The 25,829-nt window shown below is 72.8% G+C and carries 18 protein-coding genes and 1 pseudogene; 10 read left to right on the top strand and 9 right to left on the bottom strand.

Annotation, left to right across the window (positions count from 1 at the left end; genetic code table 11):
• Positions 1 to 343 precede the first annotated feature (343 nt).
• From QYM41_RS12130 to QYM41_RS12145, 4 genes and pseudogenes are all read left to right on the top strand, one after another.
• Complete coding sequence (locus tag QYM41_RS12130) at positions 344 to 1,573, top strand: NAD(P)/FAD-dependent oxidoreductase (RefSeq protein WP_368800020.1); 1,230 nt, start codon at positions 344 to 346, stop codon at positions 1,571 to 1,573.
• 65 nt (positions 1,574 to 1,638) lie between these two features.
• Positions 1,639 to 2,740: pseudogene (locus tag QYM41_RS12135) on the top strand (aromatic ring-hydroxylating oxygenase subunit alpha).
• Complete coding sequence (locus QYM41_RS12140; protein WP_368800021.1) at positions 2,737 to 4,743, top strand: BCCT family transporter; 2,007 nt, start codon at positions 2,737 to 2,739, stop codon at positions 4,741 to 4,743. Before QYM41_RS12135 ends, QYM41_RS12140 begins: the two are co-directional and overlap by 4 nt.
• A gap of 128 nt (positions 4,744 to 4,871) precedes the next feature.
• Positions 4,872 to 5,717, top strand: coding sequence for an IclR family transcriptional regulator (locus tag QYM41_RS12145; protein WP_368800022.1), 846 nt, complete (start codon positions 4,872 to 4,874; stop codon positions 5,715 to 5,717).
• A 153-nt stretch (positions 5,718 to 5,870) separates the two neighbouring features.
• Here the strand turns inward: QYM41_RS12145 and QYM41_RS12150 are convergent, their stop codons facing one another.
• Complete coding sequence (locus QYM41_RS12150; RefSeq protein ID WP_368800023.1) at positions 5,871 to 6,776, bottom strand: PT domain-containing protein; 906 nt, start codon at positions 6,774 to 6,776, stop codon at positions 5,871 to 5,873.
• Between the two features lie 220 nt (positions 6,777 to 6,996).
• Between QYM41_RS12150 and QYM41_RS12155 the strand changes: the two genes are divergently transcribed.
• On the top strand, positions 6,997 to 7,671 hold the full coding sequence (locus QYM41_RS12155; protein ID WP_368800024.1) for an SDR family NAD(P)-dependent oxidoreductase: 675 nt from the start codon (positions 6,997 to 6,999) through the stop codon (positions 7,669 to 7,671).
• Between the two features lie 116 nt (positions 7,672 to 7,787).
• Here QYM41_RS12155 and QYM41_RS12160 read toward each other — a convergent pair whose 3' ends face one another.
• Together QYM41_RS12160 and QYM41_RS12165 are read right to left on the bottom strand one after the other, a co-directional pair.
• On the bottom strand, positions 7,788 to 9,464 hold the full coding sequence (locus QYM41_RS12160; protein ID WP_368800025.1) for an ATP-binding cassette domain-containing protein: 1,677 nt from the start codon (positions 9,462 to 9,464) through the stop codon (positions 7,788 to 7,790).
• Between the two features lie 435 nt (positions 9,465 to 9,899).
• Positions 9,900 to 11,228, bottom strand: coding sequence for an MFS transporter (locus QYM41_RS12165; protein WP_368800026.1), 1,329 nt, complete (start codon positions 11,226 to 11,228; stop codon positions 9,900 to 9,902).
• 124 nt (positions 11,229 to 11,352) lie between these two features.
• Here QYM41_RS12165 and QYM41_RS12170 point away from each other — a divergent pair, with 124 nt between their 5' ends.
• Both QYM41_RS12170 and QYM41_RS12175 read left to right on the top strand, forming a co-directional pair.
• Entirely contained in the window at positions 11,353 to 12,402 is a 1,050-nt protein-coding gene (locus QYM41_RS12170; protein WP_368800027.1) for an ABC transporter ATP-binding protein, read from the top strand.
• On the top strand, positions 12,399 to 13,220 hold the full coding sequence (locus QYM41_RS12175; protein ID WP_368800028.1) for an ABC transporter permease: 822 nt from the start codon (positions 12,399 to 12,401) through the stop codon (positions 13,218 to 13,220). The genes QYM41_RS12170 and QYM41_RS12175 overlap by 4 nt, the downstream gene beginning before the upstream one ends.
• A 9-nt stretch (positions 13,221 to 13,229) precedes the next feature.
• Here QYM41_RS12175 and QYM41_RS12180 read toward each other — a convergent pair whose 3' ends face one another.
• From QYM41_RS12180 to QYM41_RS12200, 5 genes are all read right to left on the bottom strand, one after another.
• Entirely contained in the window at positions 13,230 to 14,246 is a 1,017-nt protein-coding gene (locus QYM41_RS12180; protein ID WP_058872993.1) for a magnesium and cobalt transport protein CorA, read from the bottom strand.
• Positions 14,247 to 14,490: 244 nt separating this feature from the next.
• The gene (locus tag QYM41_RS12185) at positions 14,491 to 15,513 is read right to left on the bottom strand and encodes a sugar ABC transporter permease (protein ID WP_368800029.1); all 1,023 of its coding nucleotides are present in this window, start codon (positions 15,511 to 15,513) and stop codon (positions 14,491 to 14,493) included.
• Between the two features lies 1 nt (position 15,514).
• Complete coding sequence (locus QYM41_RS12190) at positions 15,515 to 17,149, bottom strand: ABC transporter permease subunit (protein WP_368800030.1); 1,635 nt, start codon at positions 17,147 to 17,149, stop codon at positions 15,515 to 15,517.
• Positions 17,149 to 18,369, bottom strand: coding sequence for a sugar ABC transporter substrate-binding protein (locus tag QYM41_RS12195; RefSeq protein ID WP_368800031.1), 1,221 nt, complete (start codon positions 18,367 to 18,369; stop codon positions 17,149 to 17,151). Before QYM41_RS12195 ends, QYM41_RS12190 begins: the two co-directional genes overlap by 1 nt.
• Before the next feature lie 58 nt (positions 18,370 to 18,427).
• Positions 18,428 to 19,564: an ABC transporter ATP-binding protein gene (locus QYM41_RS12200; protein ID WP_368800032.1), complete on the bottom strand. Its 1,137-nt coding sequence runs from the start codon at positions 19,562 to 19,564 to the stop codon at positions 18,428 to 18,430.
• Positions 19,565 to 19,804: 240 nt separating this feature from the next.
• Between QYM41_RS12200 and QYM41_RS12205 the strand changes: the two genes are divergently transcribed.
• From QYM41_RS12205 to QYM41_RS12215, 3 genes are all read left to right on the top strand, one after another.
• Positions 19,805 to 21,532 carry a glycoside hydrolase family 13 protein gene (locus QYM41_RS12205; protein WP_368800033.1) on the top strand — a complete coding sequence of 576 codons (1,728 nt, stop codon included), beginning with the start codon at positions 19,805 to 19,807 and terminating at the stop codon, positions 21,530 to 21,532.
• Positions 21,529 to 22,554: a LacI family DNA-binding transcriptional regulator gene (locus QYM41_RS12210; protein ID WP_368800034.1), complete on the top strand. Its 1,026-nt coding sequence runs from the start codon at positions 21,529 to 21,531 to the stop codon at positions 22,552 to 22,554. Before QYM41_RS12205 ends, QYM41_RS12210 begins: the two co-directional genes overlap by 4 nt.
• A 303-nt stretch (positions 22,555 to 22,857) precedes the next feature.
• Complete coding sequence (locus QYM41_RS12215) at positions 22,858 to 23,964, top strand: IS110 family RNA-guided transposase (RefSeq protein WP_438612597.1); 1,107 nt, start codon at positions 22,858 to 22,860, stop codon at positions 23,962 to 23,964.
• A gap of 296 nt (positions 23,965 to 24,260) precedes the next feature.
• Here QYM41_RS12215 and QYM41_RS12220 read toward each other — a convergent pair whose 3' ends face one another.
• Positions 24,261 to 25,820: a molybdopterin-dependent oxidoreductase gene (locus tag QYM41_RS12220; protein ID WP_368800036.1), complete on the bottom strand. Its 1,560-nt coding sequence runs from the start codon at positions 25,818 to 25,820 to the stop codon at positions 24,261 to 24,263.
• Positions 25,821 to 25,829 lie beyond the last annotated feature (9 nt).

Here is a 25,829-nt window from a genome sequence, read left to right on the forward strand (position 1 = left end):
TCCTGAGGGGCTCGGGCCTGCCGTGCCGGCCGATGCTGCGTCGACCGAACCGGCTCACCATGAGCAACAAGTGTTGCAATGTGCAACAAGCGTGGGGACAGGGAACTGGCCCTGTCAAGAGTTTCGCCCCACCCGGTTCGTGATCCAGGCCACAGAACGTCGCCGTGTAAATTTCTCGCGTCGCAATGGCGCAACCCCTTGACGGACCCCCGGACGGGGCTCACTCTGAATCTCACATTACGAATCGTGTTGCACAAGTTGCGCCTCAGATCCGGAAGCAGGCCTCTCGCCGCCGATCCGGGTCGCCCCTCATCCGTTGTCTGTCTCCCGAAAGGGGTCCTTGATGGAGTCCCTCGTCATTGTCGGCGCGTCCCTGGCCGGCCTGTCGGCCGCCCGGGCCGCTCGCGCGCAAGGTTTCACCGGTCGGCTGGTCATTGTCGGTGACGACCCGCAGCGTCCGTACGACCGGCCGCCGCTCTCGAAGGAGTTCCTGGCCGGCACCTTCCAGCTCGAGGATCTGGCGCTGGAGACCGAGTCCGAGGACCTGGGCGCCGAATGGGTGCTGGGCGTGCGGGCGGTGTCCTTCGACGCGGGCACGCGCTCGGTCGTGCTGGAGGACGGGCGGACGCTGCACGCCGACGGCCTGGTGATCGCCACCGGCGCCTCGCCGCGGTCGCTGCCCCAGGTCGCGGGTCTGGACAACGTGGTGACCCTGCGCACCCTGGAGGACGCGCGGAAGCTGCGCGACCTGATCGGGCGCGGAGGGCACCTGGTGGTCATCGGTGCCGGTTTCATCGGCGCGGAGGTCGCCTCCACGGCCCACAAGCTGGGCCTGGAGGTCAAGGTGCTGGAAAAGGCGTCGACCCCGCTGTGCGGCCCGCTGGGCGCGCAGCTGGGCGCGGTGGTGGCCGGGCTGCACGCCCAGGCCGGGGTGGAGCTGCTGTGCGGTGCCGACATCGAGGACTTCGACGTCTCGGACGGATCTGTCACCGCGGTGCGCCTGGCCGGCGGGCGGGTGCTGCCCACCGACGTGCTGCTGGTGGGGATCGGTGCGGTGCCCAACACGTCCTGGCTGGAGGGCTCGGGGATCGAGCTGGGCAACGGGGTGCTCTGCGACGAGGTCGGGCGCACGAACGTGCCCGGGGTCGTCGCGGTCGGTGACTGTGCGGCGTGGATGGACCCGGTCTCGGGCCGGCACCACCGGGTGGAGCACTGGACCGGGGCGGCCGAGCGGCCCGCGGTGGCCGTGGGCGCGCTGCTGGGCACCGACCTGGCCGTGCTGCCGGCGGTGAAGCCGGCGTACTTCTGGTCGAACCAGTACGGCACCCGCCTGCAGTTCGTCGGGGACGCCGGGGCCGGGGACCGGGTGGTCTACGAGCAGGGCGGGCCGGACGAGGACTCCTTCCTGGCCGTCTACTACGCGGGTGAGGAGCCGGTGGCGGTGCTGGGCTGGAACCAGGCCAAGCAGTTCCTCCGCTGGCGCAAGACCCTCGAGAAGCTCGCCGCCGCCCGGACCGCCGCCGCCGGCCTGGCAGCAGCCGCCGCCCAGACCGCGGCACCGGCCTCCGCCTGAGCCCTTCCCTGCATCCACCACTCATTCCGTCCATCGGATCGTTCCGCACACCAAAGGAGTATGAATTGTCGACCACTGCACTCTCCGCGAGTCTGATCGCGACCCTGCCCGGTTCCACCTATGTGGACGAGGCGGTGTTCCGTGCCGAGCAGGAGCGGATCTTCGAGCAGATGTGGTTCTGCGCGATCCGCGCCGACGAGCTGGACAAGCCCGGGGCGTTCCGCACGGTGCAGGTGGGCCGGGAGTCCATCATCATCACCCGCAACCGCAAGCACGGGATCCGGGCGGTCCTTCCAGTGCCCCTACCACGCGTGGACCTACGACTTCGACGGCAAGCTGATCGCGGCCCCGAACCTGACGAAGATGCCCGACATCGACCGGCAGGAGTACGGGCTGGTGACCGTGGCGGTGCGGGAGTACCTGGGCTACGTGTGGGTGTGCCTGGCCGAGGAGCCTCCGTCCTTCGAGGAGGACGTGATGGGTGACATCCAGGAGCGGCTGGGCGACACCGAGGCGATCGAGGGCTACGACGTGGCCCACCTGGCGCTGGGAAAGCGGATCACCTATGACGTGAAGGCCAACTGGAAGCTCATCATCGAGAACTTCATGGAGTGCTACCACTGCGCCACGATCCACCCCGAGCTCACCGAGGTGCTGCCGGAGTTCGCCGACGGACTGGCCGCCCAGTACTTCGTAGGTCACGGGGCGGAGTTCGGCGACGACGTCCTGGGCTTCACCGTGGACGGCTCCGAGGGTCTGGACAAGCTGCCCGGGGTGGACGAGGACCACGACCGGCGCTACTACGCGATCACGATCAAGCCGACGGTGTTCGTGAACCTGGTGCCCGATCATGTGATCATCCACCGGATGTTCCCGCTGGCCGCCGACCGCACGGTCGTGGAGTGCGACTGGCTCTACCTGCCCGCGGTGGTGGAGTCGGGCAAGGACGTCTCGGCCTCGGTGGAGCTCTTCCACCGGGTCAACCAGCAGGACTTCGACGCCTGCGAGCGCTGCCAGCCCGCGATGGGCTCCAAGGTCTACGCCAAGGGCGGGGTCCTGGTGCCCTCCGAGCACCACATCGGCGCCTTCCACGACTGGATCCAGGAGAAGGTCGGCGACGTCGTGCCCGCGCCTGCCGCAGCACCGAATCAAGGGGGAACCCGATGAGCCACGACGAGAACCTCATCAACCCGACGCCTGCGAACGAGGCCGCGACACCGCCCGGGGAACCCCCCACCATGCCCCCGGTGGACGACACGACGATGCTGCACGAGGCGGAGGCCGAGGAGTCGAAGATCCTCGGCGAGCTGCGCGAGGGGGTCATCGAGCGGCGGGGCTCCTTCCCGCACGCCCTGCACGGACTGGAGGGTCTGGACCGGGTCATCCTGGCCGTGACCGGGGCCCTGGTCGTCGGATTCGTGGTCTGGGGCTTCGCGGCCACGGAGAACCTGGCCTCGGTCTCGACCACGGCCCTGAGCTGGGTGCTGGAGAACACCGGGTGGATCTTCGTGCTGCTGTCCTCCCTGTTCGTGGTCTACGTCCTGTGGCTGGCCCTGGGCCGGTTCGGCACCATCCCGCTGGGCAAGGACGGTGAGCGGCCCGAGTTCAGGACCGCCTCGTGGATCTCGATGATGTTCGCCTGCGGCATGGGCATCGGCCTGATGTTCTACGGCGTGGCCGAGCCCCTGTTCCACTACATCTCCCCGCCCCCGGCCACGGTGGACGCCAGCACGGCCGACGCCATCGAGACGGCGATGGCCACCTCCCTGTTCCACTGGACCCTGCACCCGTGGGCCATGTACGCGGTGCTGGGCATCGCCATCGCCTACAGCACGTTCCGGCTGGGCCGCAAGAACCTGCTCTCGGAGGCCTTCGTGTCCGTCTTCGGGCGCCGGGCCGTCGACGGGATCGGGGGGAGGATCATCAACATCCTCGCGATCTTCGCCACCCTGTTCGGTTCGGCCGCCTCGCTCGGGCTCGGCGCGCTGCAGATCGGCAGCGGCCTGCAGTTCAACGGCCTCGTCGGACAGGTCGCCACCCCGCTCCTGGTGCTGATCATCGCGGTCCTCACGTTCTGCTTCGTGGCCTCGGCGGTGTCCGGGATCGAACGGGGCATCCAGTTCTTGGCCAACACGAACATGGTGCTGGCCGTGCTCATGGCCGTCGTGGTCTTCGCCGTGGGCCCGACCCTGTTCATCCTCAACCTCATCCCGTCCGCCATCGGGTCCTACTTCCAGCAGCTGCCGGAGATGGCCGCCCGCACCGAGGCGGTCGGGGACGAGTCGATGCGGGCGTGGCTGTCCAGCTGGACGGTCTTCTACTGGGCCTGGTGGATCTCGTGGACGCCCTTCGTGGGGATGTTCATCGCCCGCATCAGCCGGGGCCGCACCATCCGCCAGTTCGTCACCGGCGTGCTGCTGGTGCCCTCCCTGGTCTCCCTGCTGTGGTTCGCCGTGTTCGGCGGCACCGCGATCCACATCCAGCAGTCCGCCGAGGCGACCCCGGACCCCGGGGACGGCATCGCGACCCTCGTGGACGGCGTGCCGACCATCTCCTTCGACGGGGCGATCTACGACATGTTCACCGGCCTGGGCGCCCCCCAGGTGCTCACCGTCGGGCTGGCGGTGCTGGCCATGGTCCTGACCGCCATCTTCTTCGTCACCGGCGCCGACTCCGCGTCCATCGTGATGGGCTCGCTCAGCTCCCGCGGCAGCCTGGAGCCGTCCAAGCCCGTGGTGATCTTCTGGGGCGTGCTGATGGGCGGGGTCGCGGCCGTCATGCTCCTGGCCGGCGGGGACACCCCGGCGGAGGCGCTGGGCGGGCTGCAGCGGATGACCATCGTGGCCGCCCTGCCGTTCGTCCTCGTGATGTTCATCCTGTGCATCGCCCTCACCCGCGACCTCCGCGCGGACCCGATGTGGCTGCGCCAGCGGCTCTCGGACTCCGTCATGCGGCGCACCGTGCGCACGGCCGTGGACGAGTACGGGCACCAGAAGTTCACCCTGATGACCCGGGAGAGCACGGACCCGCCCACGGCCCAGTTCCAGGCCGTGGACGCCACGGCCGGCGGCCAGCCGATCTACGCCCGGCAGAACGGGCAGGCCAACGGGCAGACGGCCGACGGACAGGCCAACGGGCAGGTCCGCAGGAGGGGGAAGATCCGCTCATGACCGCACGGGCTGGGCCGGGACACGCCCGGCCCAGCCCGTGCGCTCTCCGCGCACCCCGCCCGCCCGGGCCGGGGCGGTGCCGACAGGACGACCGGAGGACGACGATGACCAGTGACTACCATGGGGCCATGCCCTCCTCCGACCTCAGCTCCCCGACCGCACCCGATGACACGAAGGACCAGACCGGCTCGGACGGGGTGACCCCGAGCGGTGTGCAGTCCGTCGACCGGGCGATCACGGTGCTCGAGGTGCTCGCCCGCACGGGCGGCTCGACGGTGACCGAGGTCGCCGCGGAGCTGGGCGTGCACAAGTCCACCGCCTCGCGCCTGCTCGGCGCCCTGGAGGCCCGGGGCCTCGTGCACCACCCCAGCGACGGGAGCAAGTACCAGCTCGGCTTCGGCATCCTGCGGCTGGCGAACGCGATCCCCGGCCGGCTGAACGTGGTGGCCGAGGCGCGCGACGAGATCCGCGAGCTGGCACGGACCCACTCCGAGACGGTCAATCTGGCGGTCCTCCGGGAGGGCCATGCCGTCAACGTGGACCAGGAGATGGGGCCCTCCGCACTCACCATGCACGACTGGATCGGAAGCCTGACCCCTCTGCACGCCACCGCCAGCGGCAAGGTGCTCCTCGCCGGGCTCCCCTCCGAGGACCGGGCCCGCCTTCTCCGGTCCCAGGGGCTGCGTGCCCTCACCGGCCGCACGATCACCTCCCGCAAGCAGCTGGAACGGCAGCTGATCGACGTGGCCACCCAGGGCTATGCCATCGCGTGCGAGGAGTACGAGATCGGGCTGAACTCCATGGCCGTGCCCGTGCGGGACCACCTCGGCACGGTCGTCGCCTCGATCAGCATGGCAGGACCGGCGTTCCGGTTCACGGACCAGCACATGGCCGAGCTCGTCGGGGACCTCAAGGAGGCCGGCCTCCGGGTCAGCCGGCGCATGGGATACACCCCGCACGACACCTCCGCCTGAGCAGCCACCCCGCTTCCTCCCCCTTCCTTCCCGAGCTCTTCCCGCGAACTCACCGGTCGCGCCCGGGATCAGCGCGCACGTGCCGATGTCCCGGGCGGCACCGGTGAGTTCGCAGGGCCGGCACCGCGTCCCGCCCGCGCGAGGCCGGGCGGCTCAGGCGCGGAAGGAGGCGATCATCGCCTGGATCTGCCGGTGCTCCTCGGACGCGACGTACTCCTCGGCCGCCGCGACGGTCGGGAAGTCGTGCGCGGAACTGAAGATGACCGTCCGGTAGGTGATGCCGTTGGACGCCACCACGCCCGTCTCGACGAGCCCCAGGCCGTACATGACGTGCGGGAGCATCGCGGTGGGCGGCGGCGTGTCCGCGTCCGTCAGCGAGGTCATGAGCCGCACGTTGTCCTGCCAGCCGTTGATGTTGCGCAGCCGAGGCGAGGTGGTGAGGTCCATGGCCACCGAGCGCACCACGAACTCCCCGCTGCTGGACAGCGGGACCTTGCCCGGGACGTCCCCGAGGTGGGCCACCGCCGGCTGGGTGCAGTCGGGGCCGCACTCCGCGCCCCACGCCTGGAGGACCGTCAGATAGCCCACCGGGGCGCCGTCGGGGCCCACGACGGTGACCGTGCCGCCGACGTCCGAGAACTCCCCGTCCACCCGCCACGTGGCGGGCAGCTCGAAGGCGTAGGCCGCGTCGGCGGCCGTGCCCGAGTGCGTGACGAGCTCCGTGGGAGCCGGATCCGCGGTGGGGGCGGCCGTGGGGCTCGCAGTGGGACCGGCGGTGGGGCCCGGTGCGGGCGTGCCGGTCGGGCCCTCTGTGGGCCCGGCCGTCGGACTCCCCGTGGGACCGGTGGGCGAGCCGGACGGGCTCGCCGAGGACGGGGTCTCCGTGGCCGGTGCGGAGCCCGTCGGGGACGGCGCCACCGTGCTGGTCGGGGAGGCGGGAGGACTCGTGCCGTCCCCGGAGGGATCCTGGCCGGACGGGGTGCCGCAGGCGGACAGCAGGAGCAAGGCCGCGGCGGCCGCGCCCAGCGCCCGGGTCGATCGCGACGTGGTCGGTGACATGTGGATGGACCCCCGATCGCGGAGCACCGGCGCCGCGGGCACCCGCCCGGACCGTCCCCGAGGACTGCAATCTACGCCGCCGGGTTCACGACCGGCAACGGATGACGACGGTCAGCCGGGGACCGATGTGCCACCGGGCACCCCTGGGCGCTGTCGGTGCACCTGGGTACCCTCGGAGCACGGTCCCGGTCCGGGGCCGCCCCGGGACAGGAGTGGTGTCATGGAGCTGAACGGCGCGAAGATCCTCGTGGTGGGGGCGACCGGCGTCCTCGGGCAGCGGCTGTGCGAACGGCTGAGCGAGCGCACCACCGACATCGTGGTGACGGGCCGCTCCGCCTCGGGCGCCGAGGAGCTGCGGCGCCGGCTCGGCCTGCGGGCGTCCCACGCGCTGGATCTCGTGGACCACGATGAGGCCGCCGCGGTGGTGCACCGGGCGGCCGAGGAGCTCGGCGGGTTCGACGCCGTGGTGATCGCCACCGGGGTCGCCGCGTTCGGTCCGGCGGCGGACGAGGACGAGGCCGTCGTGGAGGAGCTCTTCGAGGTCAACGCCCTCGGCCCCATGGCCGTGCTCCGGGCGGCCCTGCCCCACGTCGCGGACGGCGGCGCGATCGCGGTCCTCACCGGCGTGGTCGCGGAGCTGCCGCTGGCCGGGATGGCCGGCTACGCCGCCAGCAAGGCGGCCATGGCCTCGTGGCTGGGGTCGCTGCGGCGGGAGCTGCGCCGTCGCCGGATCGCGGTGATGGACGCGCGCCTGCCCCACATGGACACCGGGCTCGTGGACCGGGCCCTGACCGGTCTGCCGCCCCGGCTGCCCCCGGGGCGCGACATCGACGACGTCCTCGCCGCGGTGGAGCTCGGCCTCGAGCGCGGGGTGCACGAGCTCCGCGTGGACTGACCCGCCGCGCCCGGATCGGCCGGCAGGGACCGAGGTCACCGCCTGCCGTCGCCGTGCTCCCGTCCCGGCACGGGTGTCCCGCCCGGCCGGGTCCCGGGGGCGGACGGCCTCGTTCCTCAGAGCCGCAGCCGTGGCCAGCCCTTCGTGTCCCGCAGGAGCTGCCGGTCGTGGGTGGTGAGCACCACGGCCGCGGCCGTGGCGGCCAGGGCGTCGGTGAGCTCGTCCACGAGGGTGATGGACAGGTGGTTCGTCGGCTCGTCCAGCAGCAGCACGTGCGGCCGGGAGGCCAGCACCACGGCGAGCTCGAGGCGCCGCCGCTGCCCGGCGGAGAGCTCGGCCAGGGGTCGCCCACGGTCCCGTGCCGTCAGCAGGCCCAGTGCCGCCAGCGGGACCACCTCCTGCTCAGCCAGCCGGCCCGCGAGGACCAGGCGGACGAGCTCCTGCTCGTACACCTCCTGGGCGGGACGCGCACCGTGCCGGGCCCCGTCCTGCAGCAGGTGGGCGATCCGCGCGCCGGGTGCGGCGGTGCGGCGGCCGGCGTCCGGGGCCAGCGCCCCGGCGAGCACCTGCAGCAGGGTGGACTTGCCCGCCCCGTTGGGCCCGGCGACGACCAGCCGGTCCCCGGATCCCAGCACCACCTCGGCGGGCCGGAGCAGCCGGTCCCCGGATCCCAGCACCACCTCGGCGGGCCGGAGCAGCCGGCCCCGCACCGTGACGCCCTCGGCCCGCAGCAGCTCGACGCCCGGCAGCACCGGCAGCTCCGGCACCGCCAGCACCAGCGGGGGCTCGGGGACGTCCACGCGGTGCCGCTCGAGGTCCTCCTGCCGGCGGTGCACCGAGCGGACGAGCCCCGGCGCCCGGGTGGCGCGGGTGTGCTTGCCGGTGCCCTTGTCGGGCCGCCACCCGTCGACCAGCCGGGAGCGCGCCCGGGCGAGGTCCCCGGAGAGCCGTTCGTGCTCCGCCTGCTGCTCCCGGTGGTCGTGGATCCACCGGGAGCGCTCGGCGGTCCGGCCGGCGCGCCAGCCCGCCACCCCGCCGCCGTACCACCGCGGGCGGCCGTCCCGGCTGGGGTCCAGGTCCAGGACGGTGTCGACGACCTGGCCCAGCAGCCGGCGGTCGTGGCTGACCAGGACCACGCCGCCGCGGAACTCGCGCAGCGCCGCGCCCAGGTGGGCCAGGCCCGCGGCGTCGAGGTGGTTGGTGGGCTCGTCGAGCAGGAGGAGGTCGTGGACGGTCCCCAGCAGACAGGCCAGGCGCACCCGGTAGCGCTGGCCGACCGAGAGCGTGGCCAGCACCCGGGAGCGGTCCGTCACGGCGTGCAGGGCCTGCAGCGAGAGCTCCACCCGCCGGTCGGCGTCCCAGGCGTCGAGGGCCTGGGCGGCCGTCAGCGCCTGCGCGTACTCCTCCGCCGCGCCCGGCCGGTCGGCGGCGAGGGCACGGGCGGCGGCCTCGACCTGCGCCACCGCGGTGTGCTCGGCGGTGAGCTCGAGGTCCAGGAGGTCTCCCACGGTGCCCTCCGGGGGCACGGGGAGCTCCTGGTCGACCACGGCGAGGGTGCCGGTGCGGCGCACGGTGCCGGCGTCCGGGGCCAGGGCGCCCGAGAGCACCTCCAGCAGCGAGGTCTTGCCCCGGCCGTTCTCCCCGACCACTCCGAGGCGGGTGGTGGCGGTGACCGTGAGGTCGAGGCCCTCCAGGACGGTGCGGGAGCCGCGGACCAGGCGGATCCCGGTGGCGGTCAGCTGGGCGTGCTCGCCCGCGGGCACGGTGGGACGGTGGACGGGTGCGGTGGACATGCTTCCTCCGGGGTGCGGAGCGGCGCGCGGCCGACGGCCGGGGCTCCTGGCGAGGGGACGGGTGGGCAGGAGGACGGTCCGCCGCGGCGGAGATGCCGTGCGGCGGGATCCGGGACCCGTCAGAGGAAGAAGTGGTGGACCATGATGGCTCCAGGATAGCCCGGGATCCCCGGATCCGCGGGCCCCCGTGACCACGCGGCTCACTCCGCCCAGCCCCCATGCCTGCGCCGCATCCCCACGTTCATCCATGGGGATACGGCGCAGGCCTGGGGACTGGTCGCCCAAAGGCAGCTGGACGTGGGGGCTCGACGCCCCGGACGCACCGGGGTTGGGGGCTCGACGCCCCGGACGCACCGGGGTTGGGGACTCGGCACGCCCGGGCGCACTCGTGGTGGGGGCTCGGCACCCAGGGCGTGCCGGGGCTCGGGGGCCGGGTCAGGGTGCGCGGCGCTCGCGCAGCACACCGGCCGTCAGGGCCGCTCCGAGGGCGAAGACGGGGACCACGAGCAGCGCGGCCCGCAGCCCCACGGCGTCGGAGAGCACCCCGATGGCCGGGGACAGGCCCAGGAAGCTGATCCGCATCAGCCAGCTGACCAGGGCCAGTCCCGTCCCGGTCCGCAGGCCGGGGATGTCGTCGGCGGCGTGGAAGGCCGCGGGCACGAGCGTGGCGCAGCCGAAGCCGGCCACCGCGAAGCCCGCGATCCCGGAGGCCGGCACCGGCGCCAGGACCACCAGCAGCGTCCCGGCCGCGCTCAGGGCGGCGCCGGCGCGGACCGTCCCGGCACGCCCCCAGCGGTCGGTCATGGGGTCGCCGAGCATCCGGCCCACGAACTGCGCCGCCATGAGCGCCACGAGTCCCAGGCCCGCGGCGGCGGGCGGGGCGCCCAGCTCGGCGCTCAGGTACACGGCCGACCAGTTCTGCCCCGCGTCCTCGACCATGACCCCCGCCATCGCGATCGCGGCCACGGGGAGCAGGCTGACGACGACGATGCGCCCGGTCGACCGGCGGCCCGTCCCGCCGCGCCCGGAGTCCGGGCCCGGGGAGGGTCCGGCGGCGCCGGGGCCCGTCGTCGTCGTGCCGTCCGGCAGCGGGCCGTCCGGCAGCGGGTCGTCCGGCAGCGGGCCGTCCGGGCCGACCGTGCGCAGCCCCCGGGCCTCGTCCGGGCTCAGCGCGGAGCGCAGTGCGGCGAGGGCCACCGCGCTCCACACGAGCCCGCTCACCGGCAGGTGCCAGGCGAGGGGCACGCCGAGGGCGAGCGCCGCCGTTCCCATGAGCCCGCCGAGCACGGCGCCCAGGCTCCACAGCGCGTGCAGGGAGTTGATGACGGAGCGGCCGCGGGCCCGCTGGACCTCCATCCCCTGGGCGTTCTGGGCGGTGTCCACGTGCGCGTCGAGGGCCCCGCCCAGGAACATGGCCGCCAGGAACACCCCCGCGCCCACCCCCGTGCCGGCGCCCGGTCCGGCCCCGGCGCCGGCCGCCGCGAGACACACGGCGAGCAGCACGGTGCCCAGCGCGGCCACCCGGCCGGAGCCGAAGCGGCGGATGGCCCGGGCGGGCAGGGCGCCCACGAGGATCGCCCCGAGCGGGAACGCCACGACCAGCAGCCCGTAGCCGGTGTTGGAGAGCCCGAACGCGTCCTTGACCTCCGGCAGGCGCGGCAGCAGGTTGGCGTAGAGGGCGCCGTTGGTGAGGAAGAACGCGGAGACCGCGATCCGGGCGCGCCGGACCCGTGCGGGACCGAGGTCGGTGTGCTGGGTGGTCACGCCCCCGACTCTAACGGGGCCGGGACCGGCTGCTGGTCCGGCCCGGAACCAGCTGCTGGTCCGGCCCGGGCTGGGCTCCCGCGGGCGGGGAGCGGGAGGGCCGGATGCGCTCTACCGTTGACCCATGAGCACCCCACCCATCATCAGCGCCCGCGGGCTGAGCAAGAGCTTCCGCGGGCCCGGCGGCCGGACCGTCCACGCGGTGAGCGACCTGACCATGGACGTGGCGCCGGGCACGCTGACGGCGTTCCTCGGGCCCAACGGCGCGGGCAAGTCCACGTCGCTGCGGATGCTGACCACGCTGCTGCGTCCCACGGGCGGCACCGCCACCGTGTGCGGGTTCGACGTGGCCCGGCAGCCGGCCGAGGTGCGCGCCCGGATCGGCTACATCGGGCAGAAGAACGGGGCCGGGCAGTACCAGCGGGTCCGCGACGAGCTGCTCAGCCAGGGCGCCCTGTACGGGCTGGGCCGCGCGGAGACCCGGCGCCGCGCGGACGAGCTCGTGGAGGCGCTCGGTCTCGGCGACCTCGTGCGCCGTCCCACGATGAAGCTCTCCGGCGGGCAGCGCCGCCGCGTGGACATCGCCCTCGGCCTGATCCCCGGCCCCCAGCTGCTCTTCCTCGACGAGCCCACGACCGGGCTGGACCCGCAGTCCCGGGCCAACCTGTGGGAGCACATCCTCGGGCTGCGCCGGCGCTACGGGACCACCCTGTTCCTCACCACCCACTACCTCGACGAGGCCGACCAGTTCGCCGAGCGGGTCATGGTCGTGGACCGGGGGCGGATCATCGCCGACGACACCGCGTCCCGGCTCAAGACGGACCTGGCCGGGGACCGGATCGCCCTCACCTTCGACGCCGGCCCGGCGGCCGCCGTGGCGGCCGTCCGGCGCGCGGCCGCCGCCGCGGGGGCCGGCGGCGCCGAGCCGGAGGCGGCCCCCGCCGGGGAGGGCGCGCGCGTCGTCGTCGCGGTCGACCACGGCGAGCGCGTGCTGCCCGCCCTGCTGCGCGAGCTCGACCGGGACGGCCACACGGTGCGGACCGCCGAGCTCGACCGCCCGACCCTCGACGACGTCTTCCTCCGGCTCACCGGGCGGAGCCTGCGCGAGGAGCAGACGGAGGACCCCCAGACCGATCCGGCCGCCGAGGCCACGAGCGTGGGAGCACCCCGATGACGACCGTTCCGACCACCCGCGAGTCGCCCGGCGGGCACGCCGGCGGCACCGAGCGGGCCCGCCCGGCGGGGATCCTGCACGACTCCGTGAGCGTCTTCGTCCGCGAGCTGCGGCCGGTGATCCGGGACCCCTTCAGCCTGGTCTTCTCGCTCATGCAGCCGCTGATGTTCCTCGCCTTCTTCGGCCCGCTCCTGGGCGGGATGACCGGGCTCCCCCTGGACCAGGCGTTCCAGTGGTTCGTGCCGGGCATCGTGGTGATGATCGCGCTGTTCGGCACCGCCATGACCGGCTCGAACCTGCTGTTCGAGATCCAGTCCGGGGCGCACGAGCGGATGCTCGTGGCCCCGGTGTCCCGCTCGGCGCTCATGGTGGGGCGCGCGTGCAAGGAGATGGTGCCGCTGGTGCTGCAGGCCCTGGTGATCTCCGGGGTCGCCGCGTTCTTCGGCTTCCGCCCGTCCCTGCCCGGCATGGCGGTGGGCCTGGCGGTCCTCGCGGTCTTCGGGGTGGGGCTGGGGGCGCTGAGCTACGCCCTGGCCATCGTCTCCCGGAACCGGGACTGGATGTTCTGGACCGTGCAGCAGGGGCTGCTGTTCCCCCTCATGCTGCTGTCCGGGATGCTCCTGCCGCTCGAGGCCGGTCCGGGGTGGATGCAGGTGCTCTCGCGGTTCAACCCGCTCACCTACATGGTCGACGCGGAGCGGGCCCTGTTCAACGGCCAGTTCGGCGATCCGGCCGTGGCCGCCGGCGCCCTCGCGGCGGTCCTGCTGGCCGCCCTGGGCCTGGCCGTGGGGATCCGCGCGATGCGCCACAGCATCTGAGGCCGCCCCTCAGAGCCACCGCTTCCACTTGAACACCCCGTAGAGGGCCACCCCCATGCCGAGCATGGCCAGCAGCGCGAGCGGGTAGCCCAGCGGCCACGCGAGCTCGGGCATGTGCTCGAAGTTCATTCCGTACACCGTGCCCACCAGGGTCGGGGCGAAGAGGATCGCGGCCCAGGAGGAGATCCGCTTCACCTCCTCGCTCTGCGCCAGGGCCGACTCGGTGAGCCGTTGCATCTCGTCGTTCTGCCGCTGCCCCACCAGGGTGGCGTGCACCGTGAGGGCGTTCTGCAGGAGCACGCGGAACGCGTCGGCGCGCTCCCCCACCCGGATGGCGTGGTCCTGGACGTCCCGCAGCCGCTGCTGCAGCTCGACGCCCAGTCCGTGCTTCTCCGCCCCGAGCTGCAGGGCCTCCAGCATGGCCACCAGCGGGTGGACGGCGCGCTGGAACTCGATGACCTCCCGGGAGAGCTCGTAGACCCGGCGGGAGACGTCCCGGTCCGCGCCGAAGATCTGGTCCTCGATCTCGTCGATGTCGTTCTCGAGCCCGGCGACCACGGGGGCGTAGCCGTCGACCACCTCGTCGAGGATCCCGTACAGCACCGCCTGCGGGCCCGCGCCCAGCAGCTCCGGCGCGGCCTCCAGCCGGCGCCGGACCGCGGCGAGGTCGGGGGACTCGGCGTGGCGGACCGTGACCACGAAGTCGCGGCCCACGAAGACGTGCAGCTCCCCGAACTCGACCTTCTCGACGTCGTCCAGGTACCGGGCCGGGCGCAGCACCACGAAGAGGGTGTCCCCGAAGCGCTCCAGCTTGGCGCGCTGGTGCCCCTTCAGGGCGTCCTCCACCGCGAGGTCGTGCAGCCGGAACTCCGCGGCCACGGACTGCACCTCGGGCGGCTCGGGGCGGTAGAGGCCGATCCAGGCCATCCCGCCGTGCCCGCGCATCACCGCGTAGGTCTCGTCCAGGTCCTCCGGGGTCGACGCGCGCCGGCCCTCCACGTACACCACGTTGTCCACCAGCGGCACCGCGTGCCACCTCCCGTCCGGTCCGTCGTGCGCTCCGCCCCATCATGACAGGCCCAGCTGCCCGCCCGGCCCCTTCCCGCGCACGCTCCCCGCCCGCACGGGCCCGCTTCGCCTCCTCGTGAACTCACCGGTTCCGCCCGGGACCGGAGCATCGATGCTCTGGTCTCGGGCGGAACCGGTGAGCTCGGCGCAGACGGGCCGCGCAGAGGTGGCCGGGCGGTGGTTCGGGCAGGCGGGCCGGCGGTCAGCCCTTCACCGCGCCGCCGGTCAGGCCCGAGACGATGTACCGCTGCAGGAAGAGGAACAGCGCGACCACCGGGATCGCCGCCAGGATCGCCCCGGCCGTGAAGACGCCCCAGTTCTCCCCGAACTGCACGGAGACGAACTGGTACAGCCCCACGGCCAGCGTGTACTTGTCCGGGTCCTGCAGCACGATCTGGGCGAGCAGGAAGTCCGAGAAGGAGGCGATGAAGGACAGCATCCCGACGACCACGAGGATGGGGGTCACCAGCGGCAGGATCATGGTCCAGTAGATCTGGGCGTGCGAGGCACCGTCGATCTCCGCGGCTTCGTCCAGGTCCTTGGGGATGGTGTTGAAGAAGCCGTACATGAGGAAGGTGTTCGCCCCCAGTGCCCCGCCCAGGTAGACGGCGACGAGGCCGAGCCGGGAGTTCAGGCCCAGGAAGGGATAGACCTCGGAGATCGCGAACAGCAGCAGGAAGATCGCCACGAAGGCCAGCAGCTGCGGGAACATCTGGATGATCAGCAGGGACATGAGCCCGCTCCTGCGGGACTTGAACCGGAACCGGGAGAAGGCGTAGGCCGCCGCCGCGCCCATGAGCACGGTGCCCACGGCCGTGGTCACGGAGACGAACATCGAGTTGGCGAACCAGGTGAGGTAGGGGTTCTGCGGATCGGTGAGCAGGTTGGTGTAGTTGGCACCGGTCACGTCGGAGAAGAGCCGGTTGGATCCCAGGAGGGACCCGGAGGCCGACAGGGACGCCGAGAGGGCATAGACGAGCGGAAAGAGCGCGAAGACGCACGCGGCGATCGCGGCGAGGTGCTTCCATCCGCCGCGGGCGGAGCGACGGCGCCGACGGGGCCGGGGAGCCCCGGTCGGGGCGTCCGGGGGCCGCAGCGTGTCAGTGGGCTGGACGGTGTTCGAGGTGCCGGTGGACGGAGCGGCCGTGGCCGCGGCCCACGGGGCGTCGTAGGTGCCGTCGGGGCCGGGGCGGTCGTCCGGGGTGGGCGTGGTGGGAGTGGTCATGTCAGCTGATCTCCTCGAGAGCCTTGCTGCGGCGGAACGTCAGTCCGGAGATGACGGCCACCATGATGAAGATGAGGATGGACAGGGCCGAGGCCAGACCGTAGTCATTGGTGCCGCCGGCGAACGCGATCTTGTAGACGAACGAGATGAGGATGTCCGTGGCGCCCACCCCGGTGGTGGACTCCACGTCCTGGGGTCCGCCTCCGGTGAGCAGGTAGATCACGTTGAAGTTGTTGAAGTTCATGGCGAAGGACGCGATGAGCATCGGGCCGACCGCGACCATGAGCATGGGCAGGGTGATCGACCCGAACTGGCGGACCGGTCCGGCCCCGTCCATCTCGGAGGACTCGTAGATCTCGTTCGGGATCGACTGCAGGGCGCCGGTGGTCACGAGGAACATGTACGGGAAGCCCAGCCAGAGGTTGACCAGCAGCAGCGAGATCCTGGCCAGCCAGGGGTTGTCCAGCCAGGGGACTCCGGCGCCGCCCAGCAGGATCTCGTTGACGAAGCCGTAGTCGGTGTTGAGCAGACCTGCCCAGATCAGGATCGACAGGAAGGCGGGGAAGGCGTAGGGCAGGAAGATGATGGCCCGGTAGACGTTCCGGAACCTCAGCTTCTCGTCGTTGAACAGGATTGCCAGGAGCAGGCCCAGGAAGAAGGTCAGGGCCACCGAGAGGATGGCGAAGGCGAAGGTCCACAGGGTCACGGAGACGAACGGGCCGCCCAGGATCGCCGGGTCGAAGATCGCCGCGAAGTTGTCCAGTCCCACGAAGACCCGCCAGCCCGGCCGCAGGGCCTCGCCCTCGGGTCCGACGAAGGCGCCCTCCCCGTTGTTCGCGTACACGGTGCCGTCGTCGGCGACCATCGCGTCGGCCGCCTCGTCGTGGACGAGCGTGGACTCGTACACGTAGGCGGTCCGGCCGTCATCGGTGCGCAGTGCGGCGTCGTCGGCCTCCTCTCCGCTCACGGGCACCCGGAGGTCGGTCAGCTCGTCGGCGGCCGCCACGACGCCGCCGTAGTCGAGCACCTCGTAGCCGGGCGCCTCGACGACGCGGCCGTCCGTGACCGTGGCGTCCTCGAGCGGGGCCAGCGGCTGATCGGCGGCGCCCACGAGCACCTGGTCGTCCTGCACGGTGGCCAGCGCAAGTCCGTCGTCGCCCTCGAGGACCGTGACGGGGTACGCCTGGGAGCCCTCGACCCGCTGCTCGTAGGTGGTGGTGAGCTGGCTGATCGCCGCCGCCTTGGTGGCGTTGTGTCCGTCACCGTAGTTGGTGAACGCCGTGGCGGCGGTGTAGAGCACCACGAAGATCTGGAAGATCAGCAGGAAGATCAGCCCCGGGTAGAGGTACTTGGCGGGCAGGATCTTCCGGCTGGGCAGGAAGTAGACGAGGTCGGCCACGATCAGGGCCAACGCCAGGAAGGCCAGGATGCCCCAGCTGCCGGCGGCCCAGGCCGCGAGGATGCCGTAGAGGCCGAACGCGTTGATCAGCGCCATCAGGACCAGCTTGACCACGAAGCCCAGGCCGAATCCCCGGGAGTGCGAGTTGCGCAGGCCAAGGGGCGCGCCGAGCCCGGCACCGCCCCCCGCCTCGCCGGGGGCGGCGGTGGTGCCCCGTGCGGTGATGTGCGTGCTCATCAGATCTGTCCTTCGATGTTGTCGATCATGCGGTCCCACAGCTCCACGGGGTTTCCGCGGCCGTTGATGATGGCGTTCTCCGTGGTGCCCCAGAAGCTCCACACCGCGCCCATCTCGGGGATGGCCGGCATGGGCAGGCCGGTCGCGGCTATCTCGGCGTAGGCGGCGCGCAACGGGTCGCCCTGCATGCGGTCGATCGCCACCTGGCTGGCCGGAGGCCGGCCCGTGCTCTCGTACATGGCCGTCTGCGACTCCGGGCGGGTCAGGTAGTTGGCGGCGAAGTCCTGGGCCGCGACCGGGTTGGGGGCGTTGGCGTTGACGAAGAACGCCTGGACGCCCACGAACGGGCGTGCTTCCTCGTCACCGGCCGGCGGCACGGGCAGGACGCTCACGTCCATCCCGGCGGCCTCGACGTCGGTCAGCTCCCAGGGCCCGCCCAGGTGGAAGGCGGACTCGCCGTTGAGGAAGGACTCCTTGGCGATGTCCGGGGTCATGGAGGTCTGCAGGTCCCCGGTCTGTCCGAGGTCCTGCAGGTAGCGGGCGAACTCGTGGCCGTCCTCGCCCCCCATGGTGAGGTTGCTGGTGTACTCCCCTTCCGCGGTGCGCTCGAAGACCTCGGCCCCGAAGGAGGTCTGCAGGGCGTAGAGGTGGTAGGGGTCGCCGGCTTCGGGCGACTGGCTCACCGTGAAGGGGTACTCGATCCCCCGCTCCTCCATGAGCCGGTGCCCGATCGCGCGCAGCTCGTCGAACGTGGCGGGGTCCTGGGCGGTGAGCTCGTTGTTGCGCAGCATCGCCACGTTCTCGATCGCGTACGGCACCCCGTAGCTCACCCCGTTGTAGACGACGGCCTCACGGGCGTTCTCGGTGAAATCCTCCGCCCGGTCTCCCATCTCCACAGGGGCCACCACGCCGTTGGCGGCGAGCTGGCCGAGGTTGTCGTGCGGGGAGACGATGATGTCCGGGGCCTGCCCCGTGGGGGACTGGGAGATGAAGTTGGAGATCGCCTGCGCGTTGATCTCCCGCTGGATGAACTCCACCTCCACCCCGGTGTCGGCGGTGAAGCTGTCGGCGACCTGCTCCAAGGCCGGGATCTCGTCCTCGCCCGCCTGGATCTTGATGCTGCCCGGTCCGCCGGCCAGGCCGGCCGTGGGTGCCGACGCGCAGCCGGCGAGCAGGAGTGCGGCGCCGACGGCGCCGGCGGCCCGGTGAGTCTGTTTCATGGTGGGATTCCTCATCATTGTCCGTAGTCGGTCGGCGGCGTGAGCGTGGGATCCGGTGTCAGTCGGGCAGGCGTCGGCCGGTGGCGGCGTCGAAGAGGTGCACGTGCTCGAGGTCCGGGGCGACCCAGACGGTGCTCCCGGCCCGCGGCGGGGTGCGGCCCTCGACCCGGACGATGAACTCGTGGACGGTGGGGTCCTCCTCGGCCCCGGTGGTGTTGTCCACCGGCACCACCGTGTTGGCCGCGGTGACCGGGGCGAGGTGGCCGTAGACGAAGGCGTCCGCGCCGAGCTCCTCGACCACGTCGGCCACGATCGGCAGCCCGGTGCCCTCACCGGCCGGGTGCAGGTCCTCGGGCCGGATGCCGACCGTCACCCGGTCCCCGGTCAGCGACTGGTGCTGGGCGGGCGTGAGCGGAACGGTCACCGTGCCCAGCTGCACGCCGTGCTCGGTGACGGGGGCGCGGAAGAGGTTCATCGCCGGCGACCCGATGAACCCGGCCACGAACTCCGTGGCCGGGGCGTCGTACAGCCTGCGCGGGGTGTCGACCTGCATGAGGTGCCCGTCCTTGAGCACCGCCACCCTATCGCCCATGGTCATCGCCTCGACCTGGTCGTGGGTGACGTAGACGGTGGTGACCCCCAGCCGACGGGTCAGGGAGGCGATCTGGGTGCGGGTCTGGACTCTGAGCTTCGCGTCCAGGTTCGACAGCGGCTCGTCCATCAGGAACACCTGCGGGGAGCGCACGATCGCACGCCCCATCGCCACCCGCTGGCGCTGCCCGCCGGACAGGGCCTTGGGCTTGCGGTCCAGGTAGTCGGTCAGGTCCAGGATCTTCGCCGCCTCCTCCACCCGGGTCCGGCGCTCCTCGGCGGGGACCTTGGCGATCTTCAGGGCGAAGCCCATGTTCTCGGCCACCGTCATGTGGGGGTAGAGGGCGTAGTTCTGGAAGACCATGGCGATGTCGCGGTCCCGGGAGGGCACGTCGGTGACGTCGCGGTCCCCGATGTGGATGGTCCCGTCGGTGACCTCCTCGAGTCCGGCGAGCATCCGCAGGGTGGTGGATTTCCCGCACCCGGAGGGCCCGACCAGGACGAGGAACTCCCCGTCGGCGATCTCGAGGTCCAGCCCGGTGACCGAGGGGCGTTCGGCCCCCGGGTACCGGCAGGTGACGTCGGCGTAGCGCACAGAGGACATGGTGGGTGCTTCCTTTCACGGAGCCCGCGGTCGTTCCCGCACCGGCGGGACCCGGGAGGGGAGAACGGGCGGGACCCCGGGGCCGGTCCGGCCGGCGGGGCGCCCACCCGAAGGTGAGTTGGCTCACTACTGTAAGCGCTACCACAAAGGGTGTCCACACCCCCTAGCACCCTTGTGTTCTCGAATCTGCAGACCTGATAGCGCTTCCAGTTCGTGTTGATCAGCTCTACCATGGAGCGCATGCCCACGATCTCCGGTGCGCTGCGGACGCAGCGCCTCACTCCCGTCCACGACCGCGACCAGGAACCGAAGTGGTGGCGGTCCTCGGTCATCTACCAGGTGTATCCCCGCTCGTTCCGGGACCTCGACGGGGACGGTGTGGGTGACCTCGCCGGCATCACCGCCGAGCTCGGACAGCTCGCGGAGCTGGACATCGACGCGATCTGGCTCTCCCCCTTCTACCCCTCACCGCAGCTCGACGGCGGCTACGACGTGAGCGACTACTGCGACGTCGACCCCGCCTTCGGCACCCTGGCGGACTTCGACGCCCTCGTGGCGGCCGCGGAGTCGCACGGCGTGAAGGTGATCATCGACCTGGTGCCCAACCACTGCTCCCACGAGCACGTCCTGTTCCGCCAAGCCCTCACGGCCGGCCCCGGGGCCCCGGAGCGGGAGCTGTTCGTGTTCCGGGACGGCCGGGGCGGATCCGGCGAGCTGCCCCCCAACAACTGGCAGTCCCACTTCGGCGGCCCGGCCTGGACCCGGGTGACCGAGGCCGACGGTCGGCCCGGCCAGTGGTACCTGCACCTGTTCGACTCGTCCCAGCCCGACTTCAACTGGGACCACGAGCTGGTCCGGCAGGAGTTCGACCGGGTGCTGCGCTTCTGGCTCGACCGCGGCGTCGCCGGGTTCCGCGTGGACGTGGCGCACGCCCTCGTCAAGGCGGAGGGCCTGCCCGACTGGGACGGGCGGGCCGATGGGGGGAGCATCCCCGGCTACCCCTTCACCGACGCCCCGATGTTCGGGCAGCCGCAGGTCCACGACATCTTCCGGCGCTGGCGGGAGGTGCTCGCGGAGTACCCCGGCGAGCGGATCCTGTGCGCCGAGGCGAGCGTGGACCCGCTCCACCGGCTGGCCGACTGGGTGCGCCCGGACCAGATGCACCAGACGTTCAACTTCTCCTACCTCGCGGCGCCGTGGGACGCCGCGGAGCTGCGCCGGATCATCACCTCGTCCCTCGAGGCGTTCGACGCGGTCGGGGCGCCCACCACCTGGGTGCTGTCCAACCACGACGTCGTCCGGCACACCACCCGGCTGGCGCTGACCGAGGACGACCCCCGCCCCGGCGACGGCCGCGGCCCCGAGGACGAGCAGCCGGACCACGTGCTGGGCACGCGGCGGGCGCGCGCCGCGTCCCTGCTCATGCTCGGCCTGCCGGGCGGCGTCTACCTGTACCAGGGGGAGGAGCTCGGCCTGCCGGACCACACGACCCTCCCCCACGACGTCCGGCAGGACCCCACCTACCACCGCACCGGCGGGGACCGGCTCGGCCGCGACGGCTGCCGGGTGCCGCTGCCCTGGACCAGCACCGGGGCGTCCCTGGGCTACAGCCCCACGGGTGAGGCCTGGCTCCCGCAGCCTGCGGGATGGGCGCAGCTCTCGCGCGAGGCGCAGCGCGAGGACCCGGCCTCCACACTGTCCCTGTACCGCACCGCGCTGGCGCTGCGGCGGGCGCACGGGCTCGGGTCGGGCTCGCTCGCGTGGGCGGAGGACCTCAGCGGCCGGGACTGCCTCGGCCTCGTCAACAACGACGTGCTGGTGCTGCTGAACACCGGCTCCGCGCCGGTGGAGCTGCCCGACCTGCCGATCCTGGCCCGCAGCGGGCCCCGGACGTCCTCGCCGCATATCCTGGCCCCGGAGGAGTGCGTATGGCTGCGAACGGAGGACCCCGGGGTGACACAGGGGTGAACCCACCCCGGCTCCAGGACGTCGCCGTCCGGGCCGGCGTGTCCACCGCGACCGTCTCCCGGGCGCTCAGCGGCAAGGGGCACGTCTCGCCCCGGGCCCGGGCCCGGGTCCAGCAGGCGGCGCAGGAGCTGGGGTTCGTCGTGTCCTACCACGCGTCCAGCCTCGCGAGCGGGCGGAGCCGCAACATCGGGGTGGTCCTGCCGCACGTGGACCGGTGGTTCTTCTCCACCGTCCTGGAGGGGGTGGCCGGCGCCCTCATGGAGGCCGGCTACGACCTGACCCTCTACAACTTCGAGGGGGACCGCTACCGGGAGACCGTGCTGACCGACTTCCTCCTGCGGAAGCGGCTGGACGCGGCCGTGGCCGTGTCCCTGCCCCTGGACCCGCCGGAGACGGAGCAGCTGTTCGCCGCCGGCATCCCGCTCGTCGGGGTCGGGGGCCCGCTGGTGGGCGCGCCCACGGTCAGCATCGACGACCTCGACGTCGGGCGCCGCGCCACGCAGCACCTGATCGGGCTGGGCCACCGGCGGATCGCCCACCTCGGCGGCGCGGAGGAGGGCCGGCGCTACTTCCCGATGTCCCGCGACCGCCGGGACGGCTGGGAACAGGCGATGGCGGGCGCCGGGCTGACCGTCGACCCCGCGTGGTCGCTCATCGCGGACTACACCTTCACCGGCGCCTACCAGCAGGCCAAGAACCTCCTGGCGGACCCCTTCCACCGCCCGACGGCGGTCTTCGCCTCGTCCGACGAGATGGCGGCCGGCACGATCCTCGCGGCGCGGGACCTCGGTCTCACCGTGCCCGGCGATCTGTCCGTCATCGGCGTCGACGCCCATCCCATCGGGGAGGCCTTCGGCCTGACGACTCTGGACCAGCACGCCCGGCAGCAGGGCACCCGTGCCGTCGAGCGGCTCCTCGAGCACCTGTCCGGAGGCTCCGACGAGCCGTCGAACGAGGTGCTCCCGGCCCACTTCGTCGCCCGGTCCTCCACCGGACCGGTCGCGGCCCCGCACGGCACCTGACCCACCTCTGATCCTGGCCCGCCCCGTCGGCGCCACCGCCCCGTGAACTCACCGGTTCCACCCGGGAGCGGCACACCAGTGCCGTGGCCCCGGGTGGAACCGGTGAGTTCGGCGGAGGGGCTCTGTCGCCGTCGGGGAGCGGCGGCAGAGCCCGGAGCGCTGCGGGGAGGGCCGGTCAGACCCTATGAGGTGACCGTTGGTTTGGGTGCCGGGGGTTGCGGGCCGGGGCCTCGCGTACGCAGATTCGTGGGTTACCGGACAAGAATGCCCTTGCCCGGGTACCGACATGCGTAGGAGGCCCCGGTGTTTACCGAGAATACGAGTGTGGGACTGGATGTGCACGCACGATCGATCAGCGGCACAGCGATCGACACGACCACCGGTGAGGTGCTCACCCGCCGGCTGGGCCCAGGGTCCACGGAGGTGCTGGCCTGGCTGGAGGAGCTGCGGGCCGGCCACGGGTCGCTGGCGGTGGCCTACGAGGCAGGCCCGACCGGGTACGGGCTGGCCCGTACAGTGACCGCGGCCGGGTACCGGTGCGTGGTCGCGGCCCCGTCCAAGATCGTGCGCCCGGCCGGGGAGAAGGTGAAGACCGACGCGAAGGACGCGTTGCTGCTGGCCCGGCTGCTGCGGATGGGAGAGCTCACCGCGGTGCGGGTGCCGACCGTGGCCCAGGAATCGGCCCGGGACCTGGTGCGGGCCCGCGAGGACGCCCGGCGGGAACTGATGAGCGCCCGGCACCGGCTGGCGAAGCTGCTGCTGCGCCACGGACACGTCTACACCGGTGGCGAGGCCTGGACCGGCGCCCACGACGGGTGGTTGCGCCGGATCCGCCGGGGCGAGCTGGCCGGGTCCGGGGCCGGGACCCTGGCCGCCTTCGACGCCGGCTACGACTGCGTGGGCGAGATCCTGGCCCGCCGCGACCGTCTCGACGCGGCGATCCTGGCGGTGGCCGCCGACTCCGAGTTCACCCCGGTCGTGGACCGGTTGTGCTGCCTGCGCGGGATCTCGCGGCTGACCGGGCTGGGCCTGGCCGTGGAGATCGGCGACTGGGACCGGTTCACCGGCGCGTCGATCGCCGCCTATCTCGGACTGGTGCCCTCCGAGCACTCCTCCGGGGCCAGCCGATCCCTGGGCGGCATCACCAAGACCGGCAACACCCACGCCCGCCGGCTGCTGATCGAGGCCGCCTGGCACCACAAGCCCCGCTACGCGCCCGGGGCGACCATGCGCGCCCGGTGGGCAGCCGCCCCGGCGGCCGCGGCCGCCCGCGGGGACGCCGGCAACCGCAGGCTGCACCACCGGTGGACCGTGCTGAGCGCCCACCGCAAGCCGCACACCGTGGCCAACACCGCGATCGCCCGCGAGCTGGCCGGCTGGTGCTGGTCCCTGGCCGTGATGGAGGACTAGCACCCACCGACTCGTTCACGATCACCGGCACCGGAACGCAGCGCGAGGAGCAACCAGCGCTTGGCCTGTGAGCAGCCCACTCCCCGGAGGGGCCACGCTCGAGCTCAGACAAGCCCGACGGCTCCTGCCGAAACACGGTCCTGCGGTACCCAACCCGCGCATATCAGACTGACCGCGCGTCGCCACAGACACGCCGCCCCGGACCAGCCGACCACCGTGAACGACGAAGCGGCGTCCTCCACCGGCCGACGGAGGACGCCGCTTCACCCTGCCCTCTTGACAGAATCGACTACATATCAGGCCACCGTGAACGTCCGCTCGTGCCACCCGGAGGCGCCGTCCGGGGCGGGCGGCGCCTGCTCGGCGGTCTGGACGGTCCCGTCCCGGTCGACGGCCCGGACCCGTGCCGTGTGCTGCCCCCCGGCCAGCTGCGTGCGCAGCACCCACTGCCGCCACGTGTCGTCGGAGGGCACCTCGCCCAGGTCGGCCTCCTGCCACGGCCCGTCGTCGACGCTGACCTGCACCGCGGCGATCCCGGTGTCCTGCGCCCACGCGGTGCCCGCGATCACGACCTCCCCGGCGTCCACGCGGCCCCCGGCGCGCGGGACCTCGATCCGGGAGGCCGTCTTGATCGGCCCGCGCGCCGACCAGCCGCGCGGGGTCCAGTAGCCCTCGTCGCGGTCGAAGCGGGTGACCTCGAGGTCCACGAGCCACTTGGTGGCGGAGACGTAGCCGTAGAGCCCGGACACCACCATCCGCACCGGGTAGCCGTGCTCGAACGGCAGCGGCTGCCCGTTCATGGTCACCGCCACCAGGGAGTCCCGCCCCGGGTCCAGCAGCGCGTCGAGGGGGGTGCCGGCGGTGAACCCGTCCTCGGAGGTCGAGAGCACCATGTCCGCGTCCGCCTGCACCCCGGCCTCGGCCAGCAGCTCCCGCACGGGCACGCCCGTCCACACGGCGTTGCCCACGAGGTCCCCGCCCACGGGGTTGGACACGCAGGCCAGGGTCACCACGTGCTCGGCGAGCGGCCGCGCGACGAGGTCCTCGAAGCTCAGCTCGATCTCGCGCTCCACCATGCCGTGGATCCGCAGCCGCCACTGCGCCACGTCGATCCGGGGCACGCTCAGCGCCGTGTCGATGCGGTAGAAGTCGTCGGTGGGGGTGAGCCAGGGCTCCACGCCCTCGATGCCGAGGTCGGCGCCGGCGGGGATCGGGTCCCGCACCACGGGGGCGGGGATCCGGAGCATGTCCCGGGCCGCGGGCACCCGTGCGGCCGCGGAGGAGGCCCAGCGCCCGGCGACGCCGGCCACGGCGCCCAGCACGGCCACGGCCGCCGAGGCCCGGACGAAGCCGCGGCGGTCCAGCTCCGCCGCGGGCCACGGGGACGGACCGGCCCGGCGCGTGAGCACCGTCAGGAACAGCGTCCCGGCCCCCGTGCCGACGACGACGGGGACCGTGTCCGCCACGGAGGCCCCCGCCCGCGTCAGCACCGCCAGCAGCCCGAGGAGCCCCAGCACCCCGAGCAGCACCACGCCCATCGGGGCTCTGGCGCGCTGTGCCGCCCCGATGCCGGTGCCGGCCGCCACGAGCCCGGCGGCCATCACGAGCAGCAGCACGAGCTTGTCCGCGGTGCCGAACAGGGCGATCGCCGCGTCCTTGACCGGGGCGGGGACCCCGTCCACGATCACCCCGCCCACCGCCGTGAGCGGGGCGCCGACCGGCCCGGTCACCCAGGCCAGCAGCTCGGCCAGACCCACGGCGAGGGCGGTCGCGGCGACCCCGGCGAGGATCCAGGGCCCGAGCTCGGCGGGGGCCCGTCGTCGTCCGGTGTCCGGGCGGTGCGCGGTGGAGGTCATGCGCGTCAG

It is taken from the genome of Kocuria oxytropis, from assembly GCF_040981195.1.
GTDB classification, from domain to species: Bacteria; Actinomycetota; Actinomycetes; order Actinomycetales; family Micrococcaceae; genus Kocuria; species Kocuria oxytropis.